At 75.2% G+C, this 22,171-nt stretch carries 20 protein-coding genes; 11 read left to right on the forward strand and 9 right to left on the reverse strand.

Annotated elements, in window-relative coordinates; translation table 11 throughout:
* Positions 1-117: 117 nt before the first annotated feature.
* Positions 118-738 carry an SRPBCC family protein gene (locus tag HNR61_RS26010; protein WP_182845809.1) on the forward strand — a complete coding sequence of 207 codons (621 nt, stop codon included), beginning with the start codon at positions 118-120 and terminating at the stop codon, positions 736-738.
* Here the strand turns inward: HNR61_RS26010 and HNR61_RS26015 are convergent.
* The 4 genes from HNR61_RS26015 to HNR61_RS26030 form a co-directional block, all read right to left on the reverse strand.
* Complete coding sequence (locus tag HNR61_RS26015) at positions 735-1,334, reverse strand: Pr6Pr family membrane protein (RefSeq protein WP_182845810.1); 600 nt, start codon at positions 1,332-1,334, stop codon at positions 735-737. The genes HNR61_RS26010 and HNR61_RS26015 overlap by 4 nt on opposite strands.
* 6 nt (positions 1,335-1,340) lie before the next feature.
* Positions 1,341-2,270, reverse strand: a complete 930-nt coding sequence (locus tag HNR61_RS26020; protein ID WP_182845811.1) for a DUF2705 family protein — start codon at positions 2,268-2,270, stop codon at positions 1,341-1,343.
* Positions 2,267-3,241: an ABC transporter ATP-binding protein gene (locus HNR61_RS26025; protein ID WP_182845812.1), complete on the reverse strand. Its 975-nt coding sequence runs from the start codon at positions 3,239-3,241 to the stop codon at positions 2,267-2,269. Before HNR61_RS26025 ends, HNR61_RS26020 begins: the two co-directional genes overlap by 4 nt.
* A gap of 100 nt (positions 3,242-3,341) precedes the next feature.
* Positions 3,342-3,716 (reverse strand): FKBP-type peptidyl-prolyl cis-trans isomerase, encoded by a 375-nt coding sequence (locus HNR61_RS26030; RefSeq protein WP_182845813.1) that lies wholly within the window; start codon positions 3,714-3,716, stop codon positions 3,342-3,344.
* A 140-nt stretch (positions 3,717-3,856) separates the two neighbouring features.
* Between HNR61_RS26030 and HNR61_RS26035 the strand changes: the two genes are divergently transcribed.
* Together HNR61_RS26035 and HNR61_RS26040 are read left to right on the forward strand one after the other, a co-directional pair.
* Positions 3,857-5,914, forward strand: coding sequence for a hydantoinase/oxoprolinase family protein (locus HNR61_RS26035; RefSeq protein WP_182845814.1), 2,058 nt, complete (start codon positions 3,857-3,859; stop codon positions 5,912-5,914).
* Positions 5,907-7,715 (forward strand): hydantoinase B/oxoprolinase family protein, encoded by a 1,809-nt coding sequence (locus HNR61_RS26040; RefSeq protein ID WP_182845815.1) that lies wholly within the window; start codon positions 5,907-5,909, stop codon positions 7,713-7,715. The genes HNR61_RS26035 and HNR61_RS26040 overlap by 8 nt, the downstream gene beginning before the upstream one ends.
* A 34-nt stretch (positions 7,716-7,749) precedes the next feature.
* Here the strand turns inward: HNR61_RS26040 and HNR61_RS26045 are convergent, their stop codons facing one another.
* The 4 genes from HNR61_RS26045 to HNR61_RS26060 form a co-directional block, all read right to left on the reverse strand.
* Positions 7,750-8,772 carry a cobalamin B12-binding domain-containing protein gene (locus HNR61_RS26045; RefSeq protein WP_182845816.1) on the reverse strand — a complete coding sequence of 341 codons (1,023 nt, stop codon included), beginning with the start codon at positions 8,770-8,772 and terminating at the stop codon, positions 7,750-7,752.
* The gene (locus HNR61_RS26050; RefSeq protein WP_182845817.1) at positions 8,769-10,472 is read right to left on the reverse strand and encodes a SpoIIE family protein phosphatase; all 1,704 of its coding nucleotides are present in this window, start codon (positions 10,470-10,472) and stop codon (positions 8,769-8,771) included. Before HNR61_RS26050 ends, HNR61_RS26045 begins: the two co-directional genes overlap by 4 nt.
* Before the next feature lie 57 nt (positions 10,473-10,529).
* Entirely contained in the window at positions 10,530-12,005 is a 1,476-nt protein-coding gene (locus tag HNR61_RS26055; protein WP_182845818.1) for a GH39 family glycosyl hydrolase, read from the reverse strand.
* Between the two features lie 100 nt (positions 12,006-12,105).
* On the reverse strand, positions 12,106-12,747 hold the full coding sequence (locus tag HNR61_RS26060) for a uridine kinase family protein (protein ID WP_182845819.1): 642 nt from the start codon (positions 12,745-12,747) through the stop codon (positions 12,106-12,108).
* A gap of 66 nt (positions 12,748-12,813) precedes the next feature.
* Here HNR61_RS26060 and HNR61_RS26065 point away from each other — a divergent pair, with 66 nt between their 5' ends.
* From HNR61_RS26065 to HNR61_RS26100, 8 genes are all read left to right on the forward strand, one after another.
* Entirely contained in the window at positions 12,814-13,980 is a 1,167-nt protein-coding gene (locus HNR61_RS26065) for a CaiB/BaiF CoA transferase family protein (protein ID WP_182845820.1), read from the forward strand.
* Complete coding sequence (locus tag HNR61_RS26070) at positions 13,980-15,371, forward strand: acyl-CoA synthetase (protein WP_182845821.1); 1,392 nt, start codon at positions 13,980-13,982, stop codon at positions 15,369-15,371. Before HNR61_RS26065 ends, HNR61_RS26070 begins: the two co-directional genes overlap by 1 nt.
* 8 nt (positions 15,372-15,379) lie before the next feature.
* Positions 15,380-16,663: a YncE family protein gene (locus HNR61_RS26075; RefSeq protein WP_182845822.1), complete on the forward strand. Its 1,284-nt coding sequence runs from the start codon at positions 15,380-15,382 to the stop codon at positions 16,661-16,663.
* Positions 16,664-16,735: 72 nt separating this feature from the next.
* Entirely contained in the window at positions 16,736-17,335 is a 600-nt protein-coding gene (locus HNR61_RS26080) for a purine-cytosine permease family protein (RefSeq protein ID WP_182845823.1), read from the forward strand.
* Complete coding sequence (gene codA / locus HNR61_RS26085; protein ID WP_182845824.1) at positions 17,332-18,615, forward strand: cytosine deaminase; 1,284 nt, start codon at positions 17,332-17,334, stop codon at positions 18,613-18,615. Before HNR61_RS26080 ends, codA begins: the two co-directional genes overlap by 4 nt.
* 45 nt (positions 18,616-18,660) lie before the next feature.
* Positions 18,661-18,807 (forward strand): hypothetical protein, encoded by a 147-nt coding sequence (locus HNR61_RS26090; RefSeq protein WP_182845825.1) that lies wholly within the window; start codon positions 18,661-18,663, stop codon positions 18,805-18,807.
* Between the two features lie 157 nt (positions 18,808-18,964).
* The gene (locus HNR61_RS26095; protein ID WP_182845826.1) at positions 18,965-20,305 is read left to right on the forward strand and encodes a glycosyl hydrolase family 18 protein; all 1,341 of its coding nucleotides are present in this window, start codon (positions 18,965-18,967) and stop codon (positions 20,303-20,305) included.
* Between the two features lie 5 nt (positions 20,306-20,310).
* On the forward strand, positions 20,311-21,387 hold the full coding sequence (locus tag HNR61_RS26100) for a methyltransferase (RefSeq protein ID WP_182845827.1): 1,077 nt from the start codon (positions 20,311-20,313) through the stop codon (positions 21,385-21,387).
* Positions 21,388-21,529: 142 nt separating this feature from the next.
* Here HNR61_RS26100 and HNR61_RS26105 read toward each other — a convergent pair whose 3' ends face one another.
* On the reverse strand, positions 21,530-22,102 hold the full coding sequence (locus tag HNR61_RS26105) for a TetR family transcriptional regulator (protein ID WP_182845828.1): 573 nt from the start codon (positions 22,100-22,102) through the stop codon (positions 21,530-21,532).
* Positions 22,103-22,171 lie beyond the last annotated feature (69 nt).

Below are 22,171 nucleotides of genomic sequence, written 5' to 3' on the forward strand. Positions count from 1 at the left end.
CTTTTCATGAGATTTTCGGTCATGGGCGGTACGTCCGTGGGGATCTGACGAGTCTTCGGCGCGCGGTCGGCAGCACTTGCCCTTCGGGACGTCCCCCGGCCGGGCTACCGTCGGGACATGAGGGTGACCGGCACTGCCAGCGTGACCGCGCCGCGCGCGCGGGTCTGGGACGCGTTGCGGGATCCGGCCGTGCTGGCCCGGACGATCCCGGGCTGCCGGTCCCTGGAGACGGTCGGGCCCGACTCCTACGCGATGACGATCACCGCGGGGGTCGCCTCGATCAAGGGCACCTACACCGGGCGGGTGGAGCTGACCGATCCCGACCCGCCGAACGCGTTCACGCTGCGCGCCCGGGGCCAGGGGGCGCCCGGCACGGTCGAGGCGACGGTGCGGGTGACGCTGACCGAGGAGCCGGGGGCGACCCGGATCGGCTACGACGCCGACGCCGTGGTCGGCGGCATGGTCGGCGGGGTGGGGCAGCGGATGCTGGCCGGGGCCGCCAGGCGGACGGCGGGGGAGTTCTTCGCCGCCGTCGAGAGGGCCCTGACCTCGCCCGAGCCCGCCGCCGTCCCCGCGACCGCCGCCGAGGCCGCCCCCGCCGCCCCCGCCGGAACGGTCTACGCCGGACGCCCCGAGCCGGTCGCGCCCGGAACGCTCGGCGCGTTCGCGGCGGGCGGGGCCGTCGCGCTCGCCGGGGTCGTCGTCGGCTACCTGATCGGACGGCGCGCGGCCCGTTAGGGCGTCCCCCGGGGCGGGGCACGGCGGCGCAGGCCCGCGCCGCCCAGCAGCAGCGCCGCGACCGTCACGAACGCCGCCCCGATGCCGACGGTGTACCCGGTGACGATCTCGTAGCCGTGGCGGCGGACGTCCAGGAACGGATAGGGGTACCAGCGGGTCGCCGCGCCGTGCGCCAGCACGTACACCAGGTACAGCAGCGGGAACGCCAGCCAGCACGCCAGCGTCCGCCGGGCGGGCAGCCGCCGGGGCGCCAGCGCCAGCCAGTCCAGCGGCGCCACCACCGGCATGATCCGGTGCTGGACCCAGCCCGCCCAGGTGGTGACCGGCCCGTCCAGCACCAGCGCGTACACCGCCCCGGTGATCACCAGGTAGAGGGCGGCGCCCCCGCGCAGCCCGTCCGCCCAGGCGGTGTCCCGCCAGCCGGGCACCGCCCCGGCCAGCAGCGCGACGCCGCCGATGACGTTGCTGAGCACGGTGAAGTAGCTGAAGAAGTCGACCGCGTCCACGCTGGGGTGGCGCGCCACGAAGCAGAAGCCCATGGTCCACAGCGCCAGCGCCCCGAACGCCAGCCGCCAGCACGTCGACAGCGGGCGCACCGGATCTCACGCGTCCCGGCTCTGGAACAGCACCAGGGCCACCACCAGCACCACGAGCGCGTACAGGGCGAACAGCCCGAGGCCCGTCCAGGGCTCCAGCGACCCCTCCTCCGCTCGCGGCAGCAGGATCGCGCCGCCCGCGTTCGACGGCAGGTACTTGGCGATCGTCGCGCCCCACTCGCCGGGCAGGAACCCGCCCACGATGCCCAGCACGAACAGCACCAGGAACACGGTCACCACCGACCCGGAGGTGTGCCGCAGGATCACCCCGACGCCCAGCGCCAGCAGCGCGATCAACGTCAGGTACAGGCCGCCGCCGATGACCGCGCGCAGCACGCCCTCGTCGCCCAGCGACCCGTCCAGGTTCTTGGCCGACAGCACGGCCTGGCTGACGAAGAACGACAGGAACGACACCACCAACCCGGCCACCAGCACCACCAGCGCCAGCACCACCGCCTTGGCCAGCAGGTACTCGGGGCGGCGCGGCATCGCCGTCAGCGCGGTGCGGATCATGCCGGTGGCGTACTCCCCGGTGATCACCAGCACGCCCAGCACCCCGAAGATCACCATGCCGAAGTAGAAGGCGATCTGCATCGGGCTGGTCGGCACGACCGTCGCGCGCTCCGCGGGCGGCAGGTCGTCGTAGGAGGAGGTGAACGCCAGCGCGAACAGCGCCGAGAACCCGACCACCACGGCCGCGCCCGACAGCAGCGTCCAGAACGTCGACTTCACCGTGCGGATCTTGGTCCACTCCGACAGCAGGACGTTCGCGAACGAGGCCCGCGGCGTGAGCTCGCGCGGCGCGGGTTCGCGCGGCTCGGGTTTGCGCGGCTCGGTGTCCTCCAGCCCCCCGCGGCTCGGCCTGGTGTCCTCCAGCGCCGCGCCGTTCGGGGCCGCGTCGTCGGGCGTCGGGTCGTGCGGAGTCTTGTCGCTCATGGGAGGTCTCCGTTCCCGGGCGGCGCGGGCGCGTCCCCGAGCGGCGTCGGCGGTGGCGGCGGTTCGGGAAGCCCCGCGTGGTACTCGACGACATCCCCGGTGAGCTGCATGAACGCCTCCTCCAGCGACGGCTGGACGGTGGCGAGCTCGTGCAGCCGCATGCCGTGGTCGGCGGCCAGGTCGCCGATCTCGGCGGCGCGCGCGCCGAACACCTTCAGCGAGTGGTCGGCGACCATCTCCACCCGCCAGCCCCGCGCGGCCATCAGCGGCCCCAGCTCCGACATCTGCGGGGAGCGGACCAGCACGTGGCTGGTGGCGTTGCGGTCGATGAAGTCCTGCATGTCGGTGTCGGCGAGGATGCGGCCCTGGCCGATGACGACCAGGTGGTCGGCGGTGATCGCCATCTCGCTCATCAGGTGGCTGGAGACGAAGACGGTGCGGCCCTCGGCGGCGAGCTTGCGCATCAGGCCGCGGATCCAGTGGATGCCCTCGGGGTCCAGGCCGTTGACCGGTTCGTCGAACATCAGCACGGCCGGGTCGCCCAGCAGCGCCGCCGCGATGCCGAGCCGCTGGCCCATGCCCAGCGAGAACCCCCGGGTGGGTTTGCGGGCCACGGCCTGCAGCCCGACCATGTCCAGCACCTCGTCCACGCGCTTGCGCGGGATGCCGTTGCTCTGGGCGAGGCACAGCAGGTGGTGGTGGGCGCTGCGGCCCCCGTGCACGGACTTGGCGTCCAGCAGCGCCCCGACCTCGCGCAGCGGCGCGGCGAGGCGGCTGTAGTGGCGGCCGTTGACGGTGACGTGCCCGGCGGTGGGCCGGTCCAGACCGAGGATCATGCGCATGGTGGTGGACTTGCCCGCGCCGTTGGGGCCGAGGAAGCCGGTGACCTGGCCGGGGAGCACGGTGAAGCTCACCTGGTTGACCGCGAGCTTGCTCCCGAACCGCTTCGTCAGCCCCCGCGCCTCGATCATGATGTGTCGATACCGACGCCCTACGCTGCGGAAACGGGAACGGCGGCCAACCGGAGGAGGATTTAACTCCCGGTTGGCCGCCGTTTGGGCTGTTCGCGGGTCAGCGCACCTCGACCAGGTCCACCACGAAGATCAGCGTTTCGCCCGGCTTGATCCGCGGGCTGGGGCTGTGGTCGCCGTAGGCCAGGTGCGGGGGGATCACCAGCTTGCGGCGGCCGCCGACCTTCATGCCGGGGATGCCCATGTCCCAGCCCTTGATGACGCGGCCCTCGCCGATGGTGAAGGTGAACGGGGCGCCGCGGTTCCAGGAGGCGTCGAACTCCTCGCCGGTGGACCAGGACACGCCCACGTACTGCATGGAGACGGTGGAGCCCCTGGTGGCCTCCGGGCCGTCCCCGACTTCGATGTCGGTGATGTCGAGGATCTGGGGCGGCTGGCCCTCGGGGAAGTCGATCTCAGGGCGGTCAAGCGCCATTGCCTGGGCTCCATGCTCGTAGACGTACGGTCGTTCGGACGGTCCAGCGTAGCGGCGGGTGCGTCCTGCCGAAGAACCGGCGCTCCGCCTGGCAGGAACCGACGGTTTCCCGGCGGGGCCGGTGCCGGTATGTCTGGGGCATGGCGCGGCTGCGGATCGGCATCGACACCGGCGGGACGTTCACCGACGTGGTGGCGTTGGACGAGGACACCGGCCGGATCGTCACGGCCAAGACGCCGTCCACCCCGGCCGACCCCGCCGAGGGGTTCGGCACCGCCGTCGCGCTGGCGCTGGACCTGGCCCTGGGGCCGGGCGAGGCGGCGGCGGACGCGGTGGCGGCGCTGGCGCACGGCACGACCGTCGCGACCAACCGGCTGCTGGAGGACCGGATCGACGACCTGGGGTTCGTCACCACCGAGGGCTTCGAGGCCGTGCTGGAGATCGCCCGGCAGAGCGTCCCCGACGGGTACGGCAACTCCTACTTCTGGGTCAAACCGCCCCGGATCGTGCCCGCGCACCGGGTGCGGACGGTCGGCGGGCGGCTGGACGCCACCGGCGCGGAGGTGCGACCGTTCGACGAGGCCGGGGCGGTCGCGGCGGCCCGCTGGTTCCGGGAGCGGGGGATCGGCGCGATCGGGGTGTGCTTCCTGCACTCCTACGCCGACCCCCGCCACGAGCTGGCGATGCGGGAGGTGCTGCGGCGCGAGCACCCGGACGCGGTGGTGTCGCTGTCGTGCGAGGTGCTGCGCGAGTACCGCGAGTACGAACGGTCGGTCACCACCCTCGTCGACGCCGCCGTCAAACCCGCCGTGAGCCGCTACCTGGGCCGGATCACCGGGCGCGCCCCCGCCCGGCCGCTGGTGATGAAGAGCAACGGCGGCGTCGTGTCCGCCGACGAGGCGGCCCGCCGGCCGATCGCCACGGTCCTGTCCGGCCCGGCCGCCGGGGCGCTGGGCGCGGCGTTCGTGGCCGCCGCCGGCGGCCACCGGTCGGTGGTCACCCTGGACGGCGGCGGCACCTCCACCGACGTGGCCGTGGTGCTGGACGGCGCGCCCGCCCTCACCACCGAGGGCGCGGTCGGCCGGCACCCGGTCCGCATCCCGATGATCGACATCGTGACGGTCGGGGCGGGCGGCGGGTCGGTGGCGGAGCTGACGCCCGAGGGCACGCTGAAGGTCGGGCCGCGCAGCGCCGGGGCCGACCCCGGCCCGCTGTGCTACGGGCGCGGCGGCGAGGAGGTGACGGTCACCGACGCCCACGCCGTGCTCGGCCGCATACCGCCGCACCTGCTGGGCGGCCGGATCGAGCTGGACGTGCTGCTCGCGCACCTGGGCGTGGAGCGCCTCGCCCGCCGCCTGGGGCTGGAGGCCGAGCGCGCCGCCGCCGGGATCCTGGAGATCTCCGCCTGGAACCAGGCCAACGCCATCCGCCGGATCACCGTCGGGCGGGGCCTGGACGTGCGGGACCTCCCCCTGGTGGCGTTCGGCGGGTCGGGGCCGCTGCTGGCGTGCCGCCTGCTGGACGTGCTCGGCCTGCCCTCCGCCGTGATCCCGCGCGACCCGGGCAACCTGTCGGCGTTCGGGCTGCTCACGGTCGACGTCCGCAACGACTACGTGCGCACCCGCGTCGCCCGCGACGCCGGACTCGACCTCACCGGGCTGGGCGCGGGCTACGCCGAGCTGGAGGCCCAGGCCGCCGCCGCGCTGGACCGCGAGGGGTTCGCGGCCGGGCGCCGCCGCTTCGAACGCTCGGCCGACCTGCGCTACCACGGGCAGGCGTTCGAGGTGCGGGTCGCCGCCCCGCCCGGCCCGGTCGGCGACGCGTTCCGCGCCGAGGTCGTCCGCCGCTTCCACGACGCCCACGAGGCGCTGTACGGCTACTGCTACCGCGACGACGCGACCCGCCACCCCGTCGAGTGGGTGAACCTGCGGGTCTCGGGCGTCGGCCCGATCGTCCGCCCCGCCCTGGACACCCGCCCGGCCGGCGACGGCGACGCCGGACGCGCCCGCACCGGCGTCCGCGACGTCCACTTCGACGGCTGGACCCCCACCCCGGTCTACCGCCGCGACGCCCTGGAACCCGGCGACGTGGTCGAGGGACCGGCCGTGATCGAGGAGTACGGCTCGACCCTGCCGCTGCACCCCGGCTTCCGCGCCCGGACCGACCCCCACGGCAACCTGGTGGTGACACGTGACTGACCCGATCCTCATCGAGATCGTCCAGGGGACGCTGGCGTCCGTGGAGCGCGAGGTCGAGACCGCCATCGCGCGCACCGCCCGGTCCCCGATGATCCGCGACGCGCACGACTTCCGCGCCGGGATCCACGACCGGCGGATGCGCAAGCTCACCGGGCGCTCCTACTCGGCGCTGGTGCAGCCGGTCGTGCGGGACTTCCCGCTGGACACCATGCGGCCCGGCGACGTGTTCTTCCACAACGACGTCTACCTGTCGGAGGGCGGCATCGGCCACCTGCCCGACCTGTGCGTGACGGTGCCGGTGTTCCACGGCGGCGAGGTGGTGGCGTTCGTGCAGGCGTTCGGGCACCACGACGACATCGGCGGCGCGGTGCCCGGCTCGATGCCGAGCCACGCCCGCAGCGCGTTCGAGGAGGGCCTGATGGTCCCGCCGATCAGGCTGTGGGACCGGGGCGTGCCCAACGAGGCCGCGCTGCGCATCATGACCCGCAACTCCCGCATGCCCGACTCCCTGGCCGGGGACCTGGACGCCGAGTGCTCGGCGTGCGTGATGGGCGCGCGCCGCCTGGCCGAGGTGTTCGACCGGTACGGGCGCGCCGCCGTCGAGGAGTGCTTCGACGCGATCATCGAGCGGACGACCGGGACGTTCCGCCGCGAGCTCCTGGCCAAGATCCCCGACGGGACGTACGCGTGGGAGGACTACGCCGAGCACGACGGCGTGGACCCGCCGCGCCTGCACGCCCAGCGCATCACCCTGACGGTGGACAAGAGCGCCGCCGTCCCCCTGGTCATCGACTTCACCGGCACGTCCCCGCAGGCCAAGGGCCCGATCAACCACGCCGGCGACTACGCCGACGGGGTGTTCCTCAAGAAGTGGCTCGCGCCGATCCTGCGCAACCTCGCCGACACCCCCGAACGCGCCGCCGAACTCGACGTGAACGAGGGCGTCGTCCCGCTGGTCGAGATGCGCTTCCCCGGCAAGGGCACCCTGCTCACCCCGGTCTTCCCCGCGCCCACCAACGCCCGCACGTTCGTCATCCTGCGGCTGCTGGGCGTGCTGGCCGGCGTGCTGGCCAAGGCGACCGGCGGCCGGATGCCCGCCGACCAGGAGACCATCCGCTACACCGGTGTGTACGGCGAGGACGACCGGGGGCCCTACCTGATGCGGGAGGTGCTGGGCGGAGGCTCGGGCGGGCGCCCGTACGCCGACGGGGAGGACACCGTGCACGTCGTGCCCGACTCGCGCAACATCCCCGTCGAGTCCGCCGAGGCCCGCTGGCCGCTGCGGGTCGAACGCCTCGGCCTGGCCGCCGACTCCGGAGGCCCCGGCGCGCACCGGGGCGGCCTCGGCTACGACAAGCACATCCGGATGCTGCGCGACGCCCACTACATGTCGATCGCCGACCGTTCGATCCTGTCGTGCTGGGGCGTCAACGGCGGGCGCGCGGGCCGCCCGTTCCGCGTGGACATCGACGGCGTGGAGATGGACGGGCTGGTGGACGGCTTCCCCGTCCGCGCGGGCCAGGTCATCCGGATCCGCACCACCGGGGGCGGCGGGTGGGGCGACCCGTTCGACCGCGACCCCGTCCTGGTCGCCGCCGACGTCCGCGACGGCAAGGTCACCGCCGCCGGGGCCCGCGACGACTACGGCGTGGTCCTGGCGGACGACGGGACCGCGGACGGGACCGCCACCGCCGCGCTCCGCGACCGCCTGCGCGCCGAACGCGGCCCGGCGCCGTTCTTCGACCGCGGCCCCGGCTACCCCCGGCTGTCGGGCGGCCGCACCTCCTCCGACCTGGACTGAGCCTCCTCCGCGGCGCCCCGCCACGCCCCCGGGGTCAGGCCGGGAGCAGTTCGCGGCCGGTGGCCAGCAGGCGGCGGGCCCGGGGGAACGATCCCAGGCGCCCGTCCAGCGTGTCGTAGGCGGACGCGAGAGTGGCCGGGCCCACGCCCCGGGCCTCCAGCAGGTCCGCCAGCCAGCGGGTCTGCGAGGTCATCAGGTCGGCGTCGTCGACCAGCAGCGCCGCCGACAGGAAGCCGGTGACGTACGGCCCGCAGTCGTGGACCTCCTCCGCCTGGTAGAGGTCGGCCGGCCCGGTCGTGCGGGTCCCCTCCAGCAGCGCCTCGGCCACCTCCGCGCCGAGCACCGCCTCGCGCCGGGCGAACGCCGCGTGCTCGTCGTCGAGGCCCGGCGCGGCGGGCGCGGGGTCGGCGAACGCGGGCCAGCCGGCGGCCAGCCGGGTCGCCGCCCGGTCGCCGTCGCCGGCCCACGCGGTCGCGCCCAGCCGCAGGGCCCAGCGGCCGTCCGGCCCGAACCCGGGCCCGCCCGCCAGCACCGGCACCCCCTGCTGCCGCGCCGACTCGATCGTCGCCCGCGCCCGTGGCAGCGCCGCCGGGAACGTGCACGACAGCCCGACCGCGTCCGGTCCCACCGACTCCAGGAACCGCGCCAGGTGCCGGGCCGGGGTGCAGGCCCCCAGGAACACCGCCTCCCAGCCCGCCGCGCGCAGCCGTTCGGCGGCCAGCCGGGCGGGCAGCGCGTGCCACTCGCCGTCGGCGCACGCCAGCACGATCCGGCCGCGCGGCTCCGGCGGCCCCTGCGGCCCCGGCCGGGTCAGCGCCGCGACGACCTGCTCGCACACGTGCGTGGCGGCGTGCTCGCGGGCCACGTCCCAGCGTCCGGCGGCCCAGTGCTCGCCGACCCGCCGCTGGGCGGGCACGACCAGCCCGCCCAGGATCTCCGCCACGGGCACGCCCGCCGCGCGCAGGCCGGTGGCGATCCGCACCCCGGCCTCGACGTCCGCCCTCCCGAGCGCGGTGAAGAACTCCTCGGTGACCTCTGCGGCGACGCCAGCCGTCATGATCCCTCCTCGTGCATCCGGTGCCCGGGCGGCCACGCCTGGACGCCCAGGATCGCCATGTCGTCGTGCTCGCCCGGCCCCAGGTGGGCCAGGGCGCGCTGCGCCACCCACTCCGCCGCCGCGGTCGGCGGCGCGCCCCGGTACCGGGCCAGCGCCCGGTGGAGCCGCTCGGCGCCGAACATCTCCCGGTCCGGTCCGCGCGCCTCCACGATCCCGTCGGTGTAGAGGTAGAGCGCGTCGCCCGGGTCGAGCATGACCGAGGTCTCCTCGAACTCCACGTCCGGCAGCGCCCCGACGATCGCGCCCTCCAGGGTGAACGCCCGCACGGTCCCGTCCCGCCGCACCACCACCGGCGGCGGGTGCCCACCGCTCGCCAGGTCGACCCGGACGGTGCCGTCGCCCAGCGCCGACAGCCGCGCCAGCACCAGCGTCACGAACCGGCTGTCGTCGGTGATCAGCAGCGTGCGGTTGATCAGGTCCAGGGCCTCGGTGAGCGGGCCCGCCACGTCGGCGGCGGTGTGCAGCGCCTGCCGCACCTGCGCGGTGTAGACCGCGGCGCTGACGCCCTTGCCGCACACGTCGCCGAGCGCCAGCAGCCAGCCGTGGCCCGGCGCGTACAGCACGTCGTAGAAGTCCCCGCCGATCATCGACTCCTCGGGGGCGGGCCGGTAGACGGCGCCGAGCCGCACCCCCGGGATCTGCGGGAGCGGGCGGGGCCGCAGCGCCTGGCGCAGGTCCCCGGCGGCGTCGGCGCGGTGCTCGTACAGCCGCGCCGCCTCCAGCGCCAGCGCCACCCGGTCGGCGTGCTCGCGGACCAGGTCCAGGTCGCCGTCGCCGAACGGGCGGGACCGCAGCAGGGTGAGCACGCCCCGGCAGACGCCGCGCGCGGTGAGCGGCACCAGCAGCACGTGCGCGGGCCCGCCGGCCGTCATCTCCGGCGGGCACAGCTCCCGGACGCGCTCGGCGTTCACCGCGTCGTGCCGCTCCAGGCGGCCGGTGTCGTGGACGCGGGTGACGCCCCGGCCGGGCGGGACCAGCCGGAAGGACGTCTCGCCGTGGCGCGAGACGGCGGTCTCGGGCCGGCCGTTGTCACCCCACAGCGTCACCGCGGCCTGGTCGGCCAGCTCGTCGGCCGTCAGGCGGGCCGCCAGCGCCCAGGCCCGCCGCAGGTTGAGGGTGCCCGACAGCACCCGTCCCGTGCGGGCCAGGAACGCCTTGCGCGCACGCTCCTCCAGCAGCGCGTCCTCGCGGGCCCGCTCGACGGTCACGTCGCGCGCCACCCAGGCCGCGTACCCGCCCGGCAGCGCGTGGCGGCGGCCGGTGACGCGGCGGCCGCCGTGGTCGGCGTCGAACGTCGCGCGGCCCGCCTGCGCGGCCTCCAGCAGCGGCGGGATCGCGCCGGAGGTCAGCGGCCGCCCCGGGCGCGGGTCGCCGAGCAGGTCGCGGGCGCGGGCGTTGGCCCGCCGCACCGTGCCGCCCGGGTCGACCAGGACGACGGCCTCGTCGAGCACGTCCAGCGCGTCGAGCAGCGCCCGGTCCGGTCCGGGCGGATCCGCCGGGGGCGCGCCGGAGACCTCCTCCGGCTCCACGTCGTCATCGGGAAGCGGGAGGCGTTCGCTGCCCGCTTCGGTGCTGCGCAGGGGGACGACTCCTTGCGTGGCGTGATCGTCGGCGCGGCCGCCGACGGGGGGACGAGGCAACGCTACGCCAGCCCGCCGGAACGGGGAGTGACATTGCCGGAAAGCGTCCGGCCCCGGTCACAGCGGGATCCAGCGGCTCTCGTAGGGGCCGAGTTCCAGGGCCTTGCCGTTGAGCAGCGTGTGGGCCGCTCTGCCGGTGGTGTTCACCGCGACCATCTGCCTCGGCTGGGCCAGCACCCGGATGGCGGGGTTGGAGGAGGCCATGGCGAGCAGCGGCGTGCCCGGCGGGAACCAGCGGGTGAAGTTCTGGAGCATCGTCAGCGTCGGGGTGCCGCGGTTCCCCGCGGAGGTGCCCGACCACAGGCAGCCCAGGCACTCGGCGGAGGTCGCGACCTGCGGGCTCCAGTAGAACGCCGCCGACGCCCCGCCCCGCGCGAACTCCATCATCGCGGCGGTCTGCACCGCCCCCAGGCGTTCGTCGGACCAGGTGACGCCCCGCGGCTGCACGTACCACTCGGCCCACCACACCGGCAGCCGGTCGCCGCTCTGCTCCCGCAGCCATCTGGTGACCGCCGAGAACTTCGCCAGCGCGTCGACCTCGTTCACCCGCGCCGGGACCTGGCCCGGCCGCCCGGTCTTCCCGGGCAGCGACGCGCCGTCCACCACCAGGAAGTCCGCGCCCGCCCTGTTCTTCAGCCAGTACCGGGTCGCGTCCAGCACGCGCGGGTCGACGGCGCCCCACGGGCCGCTCACCTCGCTGGGCGGCCCCTGCCCGGGCGGGGTGCTGTCCATCGGGATGTAGGGGCCGCCGACGCGGATCTGCGGGTTCACCTTCTTCAGCGCCGTGTACACCTTGTTGTAGAGCGCGGTGTAGGCGGCGGCGTCCCAGGTGTTGCGGGCCGGGTCCCAGAAGCCCTTGAACTCGTTCCAGACCAGGTAGTGGCGGACGTCGGGGTAGCGCCGGGCCACCGTGGCGGCGAGGTTCGCGAAGTCGTCGTAGTGGGCCGGGTCGGGGGCCTTCTCCAGCCGCGTCCAGTCGGTCCGCCCGGCCGTGCCGCCCTTCATCCAGTCGGGGGCGCAGCACAGGGTGAGGACCGGGGTCCCCTTGGTGGCGCGGATGAGCTCGACGCGGCGGTCCAGGGTGGTGAAGTCGTGGCGGCCCGGCGACGGCTCGGGGTTGGTCGCGCCCCAGCCCATGAGCGACTGGACCTGCGCGACGGGCTGGCGGGCCGTGGCGGCGCGCTGCCGGGACGCCGCCGAGTTCAGGGGCAGGGTGTGCTGGGTGTGGGTCAGGCCCCAGGACGGCCAGGCCGCGGTCGCCCCGCCGCCGCCCACCACGGGGCCGCGGGTCCCGGCGCGTTCGTCGGCGCGGTCGCCGGCGCGCTCGGCGGCCCGGCCGGGGGCGGCGTCGCCGCCGCTCCGCCCGGCCACCAGGACGGCGGCCGGGGTCGCGATCAGCAGGGCCGCCACCAGCGCGGCCAGCAGGTCGGGCCGCCACCGGCGCGGGCCGCGCGGGGGACGCGTCCCGCCGCTCCCCGGCCGTGGCGGCAGCGGGATCTCTCCGGTGTCGTCGGTGCTCCGTTCGTGCTCCATACCGCCCCCGGCGCGTGTCGTGCGCGCCCGGTGCGCGCACGTGCCCTCAGGGTCGGCGCCGGGACTGATCGCCCCCTGCCGCGCGGCTGAGAGTTTCCCGTCAGTTTTTGGAGCGATCCATGAACGGTCCCTGAACGCCGGTCGCCCGGATCCCGGGCGCCGCGACGCGCGCGCCGTCCACCAGCAGGTCGGCGCGGTCGCGGGTGCGGTCGGCGGCGAAGTGCCGCGCCTCCCGCTCCGACCAGCCCTCCCAGGCGTCGGCCCAGTCCGCGCCGTCGCGGGCCAGGGCGCGGGCGCGGCGCAGCTCGCGCGGCGCGTCCACCCAGATCCGGCAGGCGGCGGGCGATCCCCGCCAGGCCGCGCCGACTCCCTCCACGACCAGCGCGGGGGCCGCCGGGACCTCCTCCTCGGGGCCGGTGGAGCCGGTGCGCCAGTCGTAGCGGCGCAGCCGTCCGGGAACGCCCCGCGACAGCGGCTCCAGCACCGCCGCGCGCAGCGGCTCCCACCAGGTCAGCGGGTCGGCGTCCCAGGGGACGCGGAAGTCGTCGGAGCGCACCAGCGGCACGGCGCCGCCGGCATGCTCGGCGAGCGCCGCCGCCAGCAGCGGCGCGAACGTCGACTTCCCCGCGCCGCTCGGGCCGTCCACCGCCACCAGCCGGACCGGCCCGCAGGAGGGCGGCAGCGCGGCCAGCCGGGCGGCGAGGGCCGGGTAGGAGATCGTCTGTTCGGGCACGAAGGGCATACTTCCAGCAGAAAGCGCCCCGCGCGCCCGGCCTTTGCCGGGCGCCTCCCGCAAGGAGGACGGTTCTTGCCCGGTCCCCTCGACGATGTCCTGGTGGTCGATCTCAGCCGGGTGGTGGCCGGGCCGCACGCCACCCAGACCCTGGCCGACCTCGGCGCCCGCGTGATCAAGGTGGAGCGGCCGGGGACCGGCGACGAGACGCGCGGCTGGGGGCCGCCGTTCGTGGACGCGGCGGACGGGGAGAGGGTCAGCACCTACTACCTGTCGGTCAACCGCAACAAGGAGTCGGTGGAGCTGGACCTGAAGACCGAGGCGGGCCGCGCGGTGCTGGAGCGCCTGGTGCGCCGCGCCGACGTGCTGGTGGAGAACTTCCGCGCCGGGGTGATGGACCGGCTCGGCCTCGGCGTCGGGCGGCTGCACGAGCTCAACCCCCGCCTCGTCATCCTGTCGATCACCGGGTTCGGGCACGACGGCCCCGCCGGCGACCGCCCCGGCTACGACGCGATCGTGCAGGCCGAGGCGGGCGTCATGAGCGTGACCGGGCCGCCCGGCGCCCCCAGCAAGGTCGGCCTGTCGATCGCCGACATCCTGGCCGCGCAGAACGGCGTCGCCGGGGTGCTGGCCGCGCTCTACGAACGCGCCCGCACCGGCCGGGGCCGGGTCGTGCGGACCTCGCTGCTGGCGTCGGTGGTCGGCGCGCACATGTTCCAGGGCACCCGCTGGACGGTCGCGCGGGAGCGGCCCGGGTCGGTCGGCAACGACCACCCGTCGATCGCGCCGTACGGGACGTTCCGCTGCGCCGACGGGCAGATCCAGATCGGCGTCGCCAACCAGGGGCTGTGGCGGCGGTTCGCGCCGCTGGTCGGCCTGGACCCGGACGACCCCCGCTACGCCACCGTCCCGGACCGGGCGCGCCGCCGCGCCGCGCTCACCGCCGAGATCGAGACGGCCCTGAAGGAGGGCACCCGCGCCGAGTGGCTGGCGCGCCTGGACGCGGCGGGCGTCCCGGCCGGGATGATCCGGTCGATCGACGAGGTGTACGAATGGGCGCAGACCCGCGCGCAGGGGCTGGTCGTCGAGGTGGACCATCCGGGCCTCGGCCCGATCGAGCTGCCCGGCCCGCCGCTGCGCTTCGACGGCGAACCGCCGCGCGCGCACACCGCGCCGCCGCGGCTCGGCCAGCACACCGACGCGGTGCTCGCCTGGCTGGACGAACAGGAGGGGAACGCGTGATGGACCTGCTCGGAGGACCGGCCGGAGAGCACGCGCAGGCGGTGCGGATCGCCGGGCGCGCGCTGGCGCGCGAGGACCTGCTGACCAGGGCCGCCGCCGTCGCCGCCGAGATCGCGGGCGCGGAGGCCGTCGCCGTGCACGCCACCGCCTCGCTGGAGACCGTGGTCGCGGTGGTCGGCGGGATCCTGGCGGGCGTCCCGGTCGTGCCGCTGCCGCCCGACTCCGGCCCCGCCGAACGCGCCCACATCCTCGGCGACTCCGGCGCGCGGCTGCTGCTGGCGGCGCGCGGCGCGTACGCGGCCGGGGACGGCGACCCGCCGGTCGTGCCGGTGGACGACCTGACCCGCGGCGACGGCGCCCGCGCCGACGTCCCCGGCGACGCGCCGGCGCTGGTCCTGTACACCAGCGGGACCACGGGCGCGCCCAAGGGCGTGCCGGTCACGCGCTCGGCCGTCGCGGCGGGGCTGGACGCGCTCGCCGAGGCGTGGGAGTGGACGCCCGACGACACGCTGGTCCACGGGCTGCCGCTGTTCCACGTCCACGGCCTGGTCCTCGGCGTGCTGGGCGCGCTGCGCGTGGGCTCGCCGCTGGTCCACACCGGCCGTCCCCGGCCCGAGCTGTACGCCGAGGCGGCCGGGTCGCTGTACTTCGGCGTCCCCACCGTGTGGTCGCGGGTGTGCGCCGACGAGGAGGCGGCGCGGGCGCTGCGCGGGGCGCGGCTGCTGGTGTCGGGCAGCGCGCCGCTGCCGGTCCCGGTGTTCGACCGCCTCGCCGACCTCACCGGGCACCGGCCCGTGGAGCGGTACGGCATGACCGAGACGCTGATCACCGTGAGCGCGCGGGCCGGCGGCGAGCGCCGCCCCGGCCAGGTGGGGCTGCCGCTGGCGGGCGTGGCGACGCGGCTGGCCGCCGAGGACGGCAGCGCCGTCCCGCACGACGGGGAGACCCCGGGCGAGCTGCACGTCCGCGCGCCGATGGTGTTCGGCGGGTACCTGAACCGGCCGGACGCGACGGCCGAGGCGTTCACCCCCGACGGCTGGTTCCGCACCGGCGACATCGCCGTGGTCGGCCCGGACGGCTGGCACCGCATCGTCGGCCGCGCCTCCACCGACCTGATCAAGTCCGGCGGGTACCGGATCGGCGCGGGCGAGGTGGAGGACGCCCTGCTGGCGCACCCGGCCGTCCGCGAGGCCGCCGTCGTCGGCACCCCGCACGACGACCTGGGCGAACAGGTCACCGCCTACGTCGTCGCCGAGGGCGTGGGGGAACGGCAGCTCATCGACTTCGTGGCCGGGCGGCTGTCCGCCCACAAGCGGCCACGCGTGGTGTACCTGGTGGGCTCCCTGCCGCGCAACGCGATGGGTAAGGTCGTCAAAACCCGCCTGAAGTAGGGAGAACGGTGAAGGTCCACCCCTGCGGGCACGTCGCCCGGCTCGGCCCGAAGCTGATGTGCCGCCACCTGATGGGGGAGGACGGGCTCAGCCACGACTACGTCCACCTGCTGACCGGCCGCGGCATGGAGTACCACCTGTGCTGCGAGGACTGCGACAAGGCGCGGGCCGACGGCGTCGAGCCGGAGCTGCTGGAGGCGTGCGAGGGCTGCGTCGAGCGGATCGACGACCCCGACAACCGCGCCCTGGTCGGCTGGCGGGGCGAGCCGGAGATCCCGCGGCGGCCCGAGCCCTTCGACGCCGTGCCGTTCCGCACCGAGCTGCCCCGGAGGCTGCGCGAGCCGGTGGACTTCGCGGCGGTCGCCGGGGAGGACCGCCCGGTGTGGATGGTGCTCACCGACGACGGGCGGATCATGCGGTTCGACGCCGACACCGGCGACTTCGCCGTCCTGGGCCGGGTGCGGCTGCCGTCGGAGACGGGCAGGGCGTGGAACGGCGGGGAGCTGCGGCGGCGGCTGCACGTGGCCCCGCGCGGCGACTTCGCGGCCGTCGTCCGCGACTACGGGCGCCACGGCGCGGTCGTGGACCTGGCGACGGGGAAGACCGTCATGAAGCTGGACGGCGGCGACTACCGGTGTGACACCGTGCCGTTCTCGCTGGCGTTCACCGAGCACGAGGGCCGCACCGTCGTCGTCCACCGCACCGACTGGAACCGCGTGGACGCCACCGACCCCGCCACCGGCGAGCTGCTCACCGACCGGACCCTCGACAAGGAGAGCTCCCTCGACTACTTCCACGGCGCGCTGCACGTCTCCGCGGACGGCCGGTGGATCGTCGACGACGGCTGGGTGTGGGCGCCGGTCGGCATCCCCTACGCCTGGGACCTGCGGGCCTGGCTGTCGGGGGAGCCGCGGGTCGCCGAGGAGGGCCTGACGCGGCTGGCCTACCGCGACTACCACTGGGACGGGCCGATGGCCTGGGCCGGGGACGCGTTCGCGATCGCCGGGATCGGCCCCGACGACATCGCGCTGCTCGACGGCGTGGTGCTCGTCCACCCCGGCAACGGCGACGACAGCCCGGTGAACGTGTTCCCCGGGCCGCGCGGCGCGCTGTTCGGCGACGCGCGGCGGCTGTACTCGGCCGGGCCCGACGGGCTGGAGGTGTGGGACCCGTTCACCGGCGAGCGCACCGCCGCCGTGCCCGGCTTCGTCCCGGCCCGCCACCATCCGGGCGCCCGCGAGCTGGCCGCCGTCAGCGGCCCCGTCATGGAACGCCTCCGCCTGCCCGCATGACCGTTCGTTTCCGCGGGTACTGATCCTTACCGAAAAGGCGGAAAGGGGCGGCCGTTATCGTGACGTACTGATATGGGAGCCGCGCCTTCCGCCGCTCCGCCCGCCGGCGACCCCGCGCACTCGCTGGAGCCGGTGCCTCCGGCCGCCCGTGGGTCCACCGCCGCGCACCGGTTCTGGATCTGGTCGGGCGCCAACATCGCCCCGATCAACTGGGTGCTGGGCGCCCAGACCGCCGACTGGCACGTGTCGCGGCGCGCGATCTCCTACGGCGCGGGCGCGTTCGCGACCGTCCTCACCATCCTGCTGATCTTCCAGGAGGACTTCGCGCACACCCTGGACGCCTGGCTGGCCGGGCTGGTCACCTCGGTGGTGCCGTGGGCCGCCGTCATGGCCGTCCACTTCTACGTCGTCAAGCGCCGGAACGTCGACATCGACGCCCTCTACGACCCGCCGGGACGCTCGCGCCTCGGCGACTTCCGCTGGGACGGGCTGGCCGCGTTCGCGCTGAGCGCGGCCGCCACCTGGTGCTTCCAGCACGGGGTGCCCGCCGCCCTGCGGGGCCCCGCCGCGCGGGCGCTCGGCGGCGTCGACCTGTCGTGGCTCGCCGGGACCGTCGTCGCCGGGGGCCTGTACCTGCTGCTGTCCTCCCGCCGGAAGGGGACCCTCGCGTGAGACTGCTGCGCAACGCCCGCCTGCTCGGCCGCGACGGCGCGTTCGACGTCGAGATCGACGGCGGGCGCTTCGGGCGGATCCTGCCCGCCGGGCGGGGGAGCGGCGACACCTTCCTCGACGCCGGCGGCGCGCTGGTCAGCCCGCCGTTCGTGGAGCCCCACGTCCACCTGGACACCACGCTGACGGCCGGGGAGCCGCGCTGGAACGCCTCCGGGTCGCTGTGGGAGGGCATCGCGGTCTGGAGCGAGCGCAAGCGGACCCTCACCCACGACGACGTGGTCGCCCGGGCGTCGGAGGTGCTGCGCTGGTACGCCGCCAACGGCGTGCTGCACGTGCGCAGCCACGTGGACGTCACCGACCCCGAGCTGGTCGCCCTGGACGCGATGGTCGAGGTGCGGGAGAGCGTCCGCGACGTGATCGACCTGCAACTGGTGGCGTTCCCGCAGGAGGGGATCGTCTCCTTCGACAACGGGCCGGAGCTGCTGGAGGAGGCGGCGCGGCGCGGCGTGGACGCCATCGGCGCGATCCCGCACTTCGAGGACACCCGCGAGGACGGGGTGCGGTCGCTGAAGGTCGCCTTCGACATCGCCCAGCGGCACGGGCTGATGCTGGACGCGCACTGCGACGAGATCGACGACGAGCAGTCCCGGTTCGTGGAGGTCCTGGCGACGCTGGCGCGGCGCGGCGGGCTGCGGTCGCGGGCCACCGCCTCCCACACCACCGCCATGGGCTCCTACAACGGCGCCTACTCCTACAAGCTCCAGCGCGTCCTGGCCCGCTCGGGCGTCAACCTGGTCTGCAACCCGCTGGCCAACCTGTGCCTCCAGGGCCGCTTCGACGGCTACCCCAGGCGGCGCGGCCTCACCCAGGTCAAGGAGATGCTGGGCGCGGGCGTGAACGTGGCGTTCGGCCACGACGACGTGATGGACCCCTGGTTCCCGCTCGGCACCGCCAGCCCGCTCCAGGTCGCGCTGGTCGGCGTCGCCGCCGCGCAGCTCACCGGGGCCGCCGAGATCGACGAGGCGTTCGCGATGGTGACCGACCGCGCCGCGCGCGTGCTGTCGCTCGGCGACCGCTACGGCGTCGGGGAGGGGCGCCCGGCGTCGTTCGTGGTGCTGCCCGCCGCCTCCCCCTTCGACGCGGTGCGCCGCCAGACCCGGCCCAGCCACGTCGTCGCCCACGGCCGCCTGGTCGCCGAGACCCCCGCCGCCCCCACCCGGCTGACCTGGCCGGGCCGCGCCCCCGAGGACATCGACTTCGTCCGCGAACGAGACCGGTAACCGCGAGGGGCCCATGACGTCGGCCGGGGAGCCGACGGCCGGGACGTGCTGGTGTCGATCGTGGACATCGGGGCGCTGGCGGCGTTCACCATGCTGCACGCCTCGGTGGTCGGGTACTTCGTGGTGCGGAAGGGGAGCCGGGCGTGGCTGCCGCACCTGGCGGTGACCCGGCGGGTCCGGCGCCCGGCGTAGATCGGGTCTTTCCCGGCGGGGTGGGCGCCGCTACCCTGGGGCTGCGTTCCCCCGCCGTCGTAACGCCTGCGTCCGGACGGCTCCGCGCGCGACCCCGCATGCGGAACCGTCTGGCATTGCGTCGGCTCCTCCGCCGTTTTCCGTCGAGGAGCCCACGATGCTCACCAGATGCAGGCCCCTGGCCGCCGCGTTCGTCGCGGCCGCCGTCGCCGCGCTGCTGTCCCTGACCGCGCTGACCGTGCTGTCCCCGCCCGCCCGTTCGGCGGCGGTGCCGTGCTCGTACCCGGCGTGGACCGAGGGATCCGCCTACAGGACCGGCGACAAGGTGACCTACCGGTCCCGCGCCTACGAGGCCCGCTCGGCGCACACCGCGCACCCCGGCGCCAACTGGAACCCCGCCGACACCCCGACGCTCTGGAGCGACCTGGGCGCGTGCGACGGGACCCCGACGCCGACGCCCACCACACCCACGCCCACTCCGACGACCACCCCGACCACCACGCCCACGCCGACCACGCCGCCGGGCGACGCCACCTGCCCGGTGAAGGGCAGACCGGCGGGCAAGGTCCTGGTGGGCTACTGGGAGAACTGGGACGGCGCCAGCAACGGCGTGCACCCGCCGTTCGGCTGGACCCCGATCACCGACCCGCGCATCCGGCAGCACGGCTACAACGTGATCAACGCGGCGTTCCCCGTCATCCGCTCCGACGGCACCGTGCTGTGGGAGGACGGCATGGACGCGACGGTGAAGGTCGCCACCCCCGCCGAGATGTGCGCGGCCAAGGCCGCCGGGGCGACGATCCTGATGTCGATCGGCGGCGCGACCGCCGGGATCGACCTGTCCTCCGCCGCGGTCGCCGACCGCTTCGTGGAGACCGTGGTGCCGATCCTGAAGCGCTACAACTTCGACGGCATCGACATCGACATCGAGACCGGCCTGACCGGCAGCGGCGACATCACCCGGCCGTCCGCCTCGCAGGCCAACCTGATCCGCATCATCGACGGCGTGCTGGAGCGGATGCCCCCGCAGTTCGGCCTGACGATGGCCCCGGAGACGGCGTACGTGACCGGCGGCAGCGTGACCTACGGCTCGATCTGGGGCGCCTACCTGCCGATCGTCAAGAAGTACGCCGACAACGGCCGCCTGTGGTGGCTGAACATGCAGTACTACAACGGCAGCATGTACGGCTGCTCGGGCGACTCCTACCAGGCGGGCACCGTCCAGGGCTTCACCGCGCAGACCGACTGCCTGGACAGGGGCCTGGTGATCCAGGGCACGACGATCCGCGTCCCCTACGACAAGCAGGCCCCGGGCCTGCCCGCCCAGCCCGGCGCGGGCGGCGGGTACATGTCCCCGAGCCTGGTCGCCCAGGCGTGGAACCACTACAACGGCGCGTTGAAGGGCCTGATGACCTGGTCCATCAACTGGGACGGCTCGAAGGGCTGGACGTTCGGCGACAACGTCCGCGCCCTCCAGGGCCGCCGGTCGGAGAGGTGACCCCGATGGCGCCCGCCGCCACCGGCGGGCGCCATCGCGCCTCCCCGCCCGGCGACCACGCGACCCGAGAGGGCGACCCGATGACCGACGGCACGCTCCACCAGCAGATCACCGCGCTGGCCGACCTGGTCACGCCCATGGCGGTCCGGGCGGCGGTCACCCTCCGCATCGCGGACCGCGTCGGCGACGACGGCGCGACGCCCGCCGAACTCGCCCGGCGCACCGGCACCCGGCCACGGCCGCTCGGCAAACTCCTGCGCCACCTGGTGAGCCTCGACATCCTCGCCTTCGACGGCGGCCGCTACCGCCTCACCGAACTGGGATCGGCGCTGCGGCGGGAGGACGGCGCGCCGTGGCCGTTCGCCCCGCTGGACCTCGACGGCGTCACCGGCCAGACCGGGCTCTCCGTCATCCACCTGCTGCACACGCTGCGCACGGGCGAGCCGGTCTACCGCCGCATGTTCGGCACCGACCTGTGGTCGTACGTCGACGGGCGCGGCGACGCGGACGACGAGCTGCGCTCCGAGGCCCTGACGGCGCCGGCGCCCGACGCCGAGGTGCTGGTGGAGCACCCGTGCTGGAGCGCGGCGCGCACGTTCGTGGACGTGGGCGGCAACACCGGCGCGCTGGCCGAGGCGCTGCTCGTCCGGCACCCGCACCTGCGCGCGACCCTGCTGGACCTGCCCGTGTTCGCGCGGGTGGCGCGGCGGCGCTTCGCGGAGTCCGGGCTGGCCGACCGGGCCGCCGCCGTGGGGCGCAGCTTCTTCGAGCCGCTGCCCGCGGGCGCCGACGTCTACCTGCTGTCGGCCGTGCTCGCCGACTGGGACGACGACGGAGCCGTCCGGCTGCTGCGCAACTGCGCCGACGCCGCCGGACGCGACGGCGCGATCCTCGTGTCCGAGGTCCGCCCGGTCGAGGGCCCCCACTGGCCCGGCACGGCCATGGCGCTGTGGCTGGAGGCCACCACCGCCGACCCCGACCGCGGCGTGGAGGACCTGACCGCGCTCGCCGCCGAGGCCGGGCTGAAGGTGACACGGGTGGACCGGGCCCCCACCCGCCTGGTCCTGGAACTCCACGCCTGACCCGGCCCGGGGCTGTTGAACGCGCTCTGGTCTGTGTTTCATGTTCGCCTGGCGGCTCACCAGGGGCCGACGGGCGTGGCATCGCTTCGCGATCTGACCCGCGGGCCCGCGTTCATGGCTGGGGTCCGCTGTGGAACGGGCTCTATCCCAGGGCGGGCGAGAGGGCCTGGACCAGGGCGGCGGCGACGGATTCGGGGAGGTCGTCGCCCTCCGGGCCCACCGCGAAGTAGCGCAGGAAGCCCTGCTGGAAGCAGGCGCCCACCAGGAGCGCCGCCAGCGCCTCGGGGTCGGCGCCGGGGCCGAGGCGGCCGAGGTCGCGTTCGGCGGCGAGGTAGGCGCCGAGGCGGTCGATCGGGCAGCGGGGGCCCGCGTCGCGCCGTTCGAGGTTCGCGCGGGACGCCGCGATCAGCGCCGGCTGGGCCGCGAAGGAGGCCATCATCGGGAACGCGCGCCGGTAGAAGCGCAGGGCGTTGTGGGCGAACGCCGTCAGGTTGCCCGCCACGGTGCCCTCGCCGGGCCTGAGGCTCTCGGTGAACGAGGGCATCCGCTCCAGCAGGACGCGGCTGAGCAGCTCCTCCTTGTCCCGGAAGTGCTTGTAGATCAGTGCCTCGCTGTACCCGGCGGCGCGGGCGATCTCCTTGGTGGTCGCCCGCGCCACACCCTGCGTCCGCATGATGTCGGCCGCCGCGTCCAGGATCCGTTCCCGCGCGCTCATGACCCCCCTTGACGGTGAGTGAAGACTTACTCATCATAGGGGTTAGTGAATATTTACTCACCCCAGGAG

Origin of the sequence: Actinomadura kijaniata (genome assembly GCF_014138665.1) — a bacterium.
In the GTDB taxonomy this organism is placed as follows: Bacteria; Actinomycetota; Actinomycetes; order Streptosporangiales; family Streptosporangiaceae; genus Spirillospora; species Spirillospora kijaniata.

Coding starts and splice junctions, on each gene's coding strand:
- HNR61_RS26035 (WP_182845814.1), top strand. CDS start 3,857: ATGGCGCGGCTGCGGATCGGCATCGACACCGGCGGGACGTTCACCGAC.
- HNR61_RS26030 (WP_182845813.1), bottom strand. CDS start 3,716: ATGGCGCTTGACCGCCCTGAGATCGACTTCCCCGAGGGCCAGCCGCCC.
- HNR61_RS26010 (WP_182845809.1), top strand. CDS start 118: ATGAGGGTGACCGGCACTGCCAGCGTGACCGCGCCGCGCGCGCGGGTC.
- HNR61_RS26045 (WP_182845816.1), bottom strand. CDS start 8,772: ATGACGGCTGGCGTCGCCGCAGAGGTCACCGAGGAGTTCTTCACCGCG.
- HNR61_RS26020 (WP_182845811.1), bottom strand. CDS start 2,270: ATGAGCGACAAGACTCCGCACGACCCGACGCCCGACGACGCGGCCCCG.
- HNR61_RS26105 (WP_182845828.1), bottom strand. CDS start 22,102: ATGAGCGCGCGGGAACGGATCCTGGACGCGGCGGCCGACATCATGCGG.
- HNR61_RS26070 (WP_182845821.1), top strand. CDS start 13,980: ATGGACCTGCTCGGAGGACCGGCCGGAGAGCACGCGCAGGCGGTGCGG.
- HNR61_RS26060 (WP_182845819.1), bottom strand. CDS start 12,747: ATGCCCTTCGTGCCCGAACAGACGATCTCCTACCCGGCCCTCGCCGCC.
- HNR61_RS26025 (WP_182845812.1), bottom strand. CDS start 3,241: ATGATCGAGGCGCGGGGGCTGACGAAGCGGTTCGGGAGCAAGCTCGCG.
- HNR61_RS26100 (WP_182845827.1), top strand. CDS start 20,311: ATGGCGCCCGCCGCCACCGGCGGGCGCCATCGCGCCTCCCCGCCCGGC.
- HNR61_RS26080 (WP_182845823.1), top strand. CDS start 16,736: ATGGGAGCCGCGCCTTCCGCCGCTCCGCCCGCCGGCGACCCCGCGCAC.
- HNR61_RS26055 (WP_182845818.1), bottom strand. CDS start 12,005: ATGGAGCACGAACGGAGCACCGACGACACCGGAGAGATCCCGCTGCCG.
- HNR61_RS26095 (WP_182845826.1), top strand. CDS start 18,965: ATGCTCACCAGATGCAGGCCCCTGGCCGCCGCGTTCGTCGCGGCCGCC.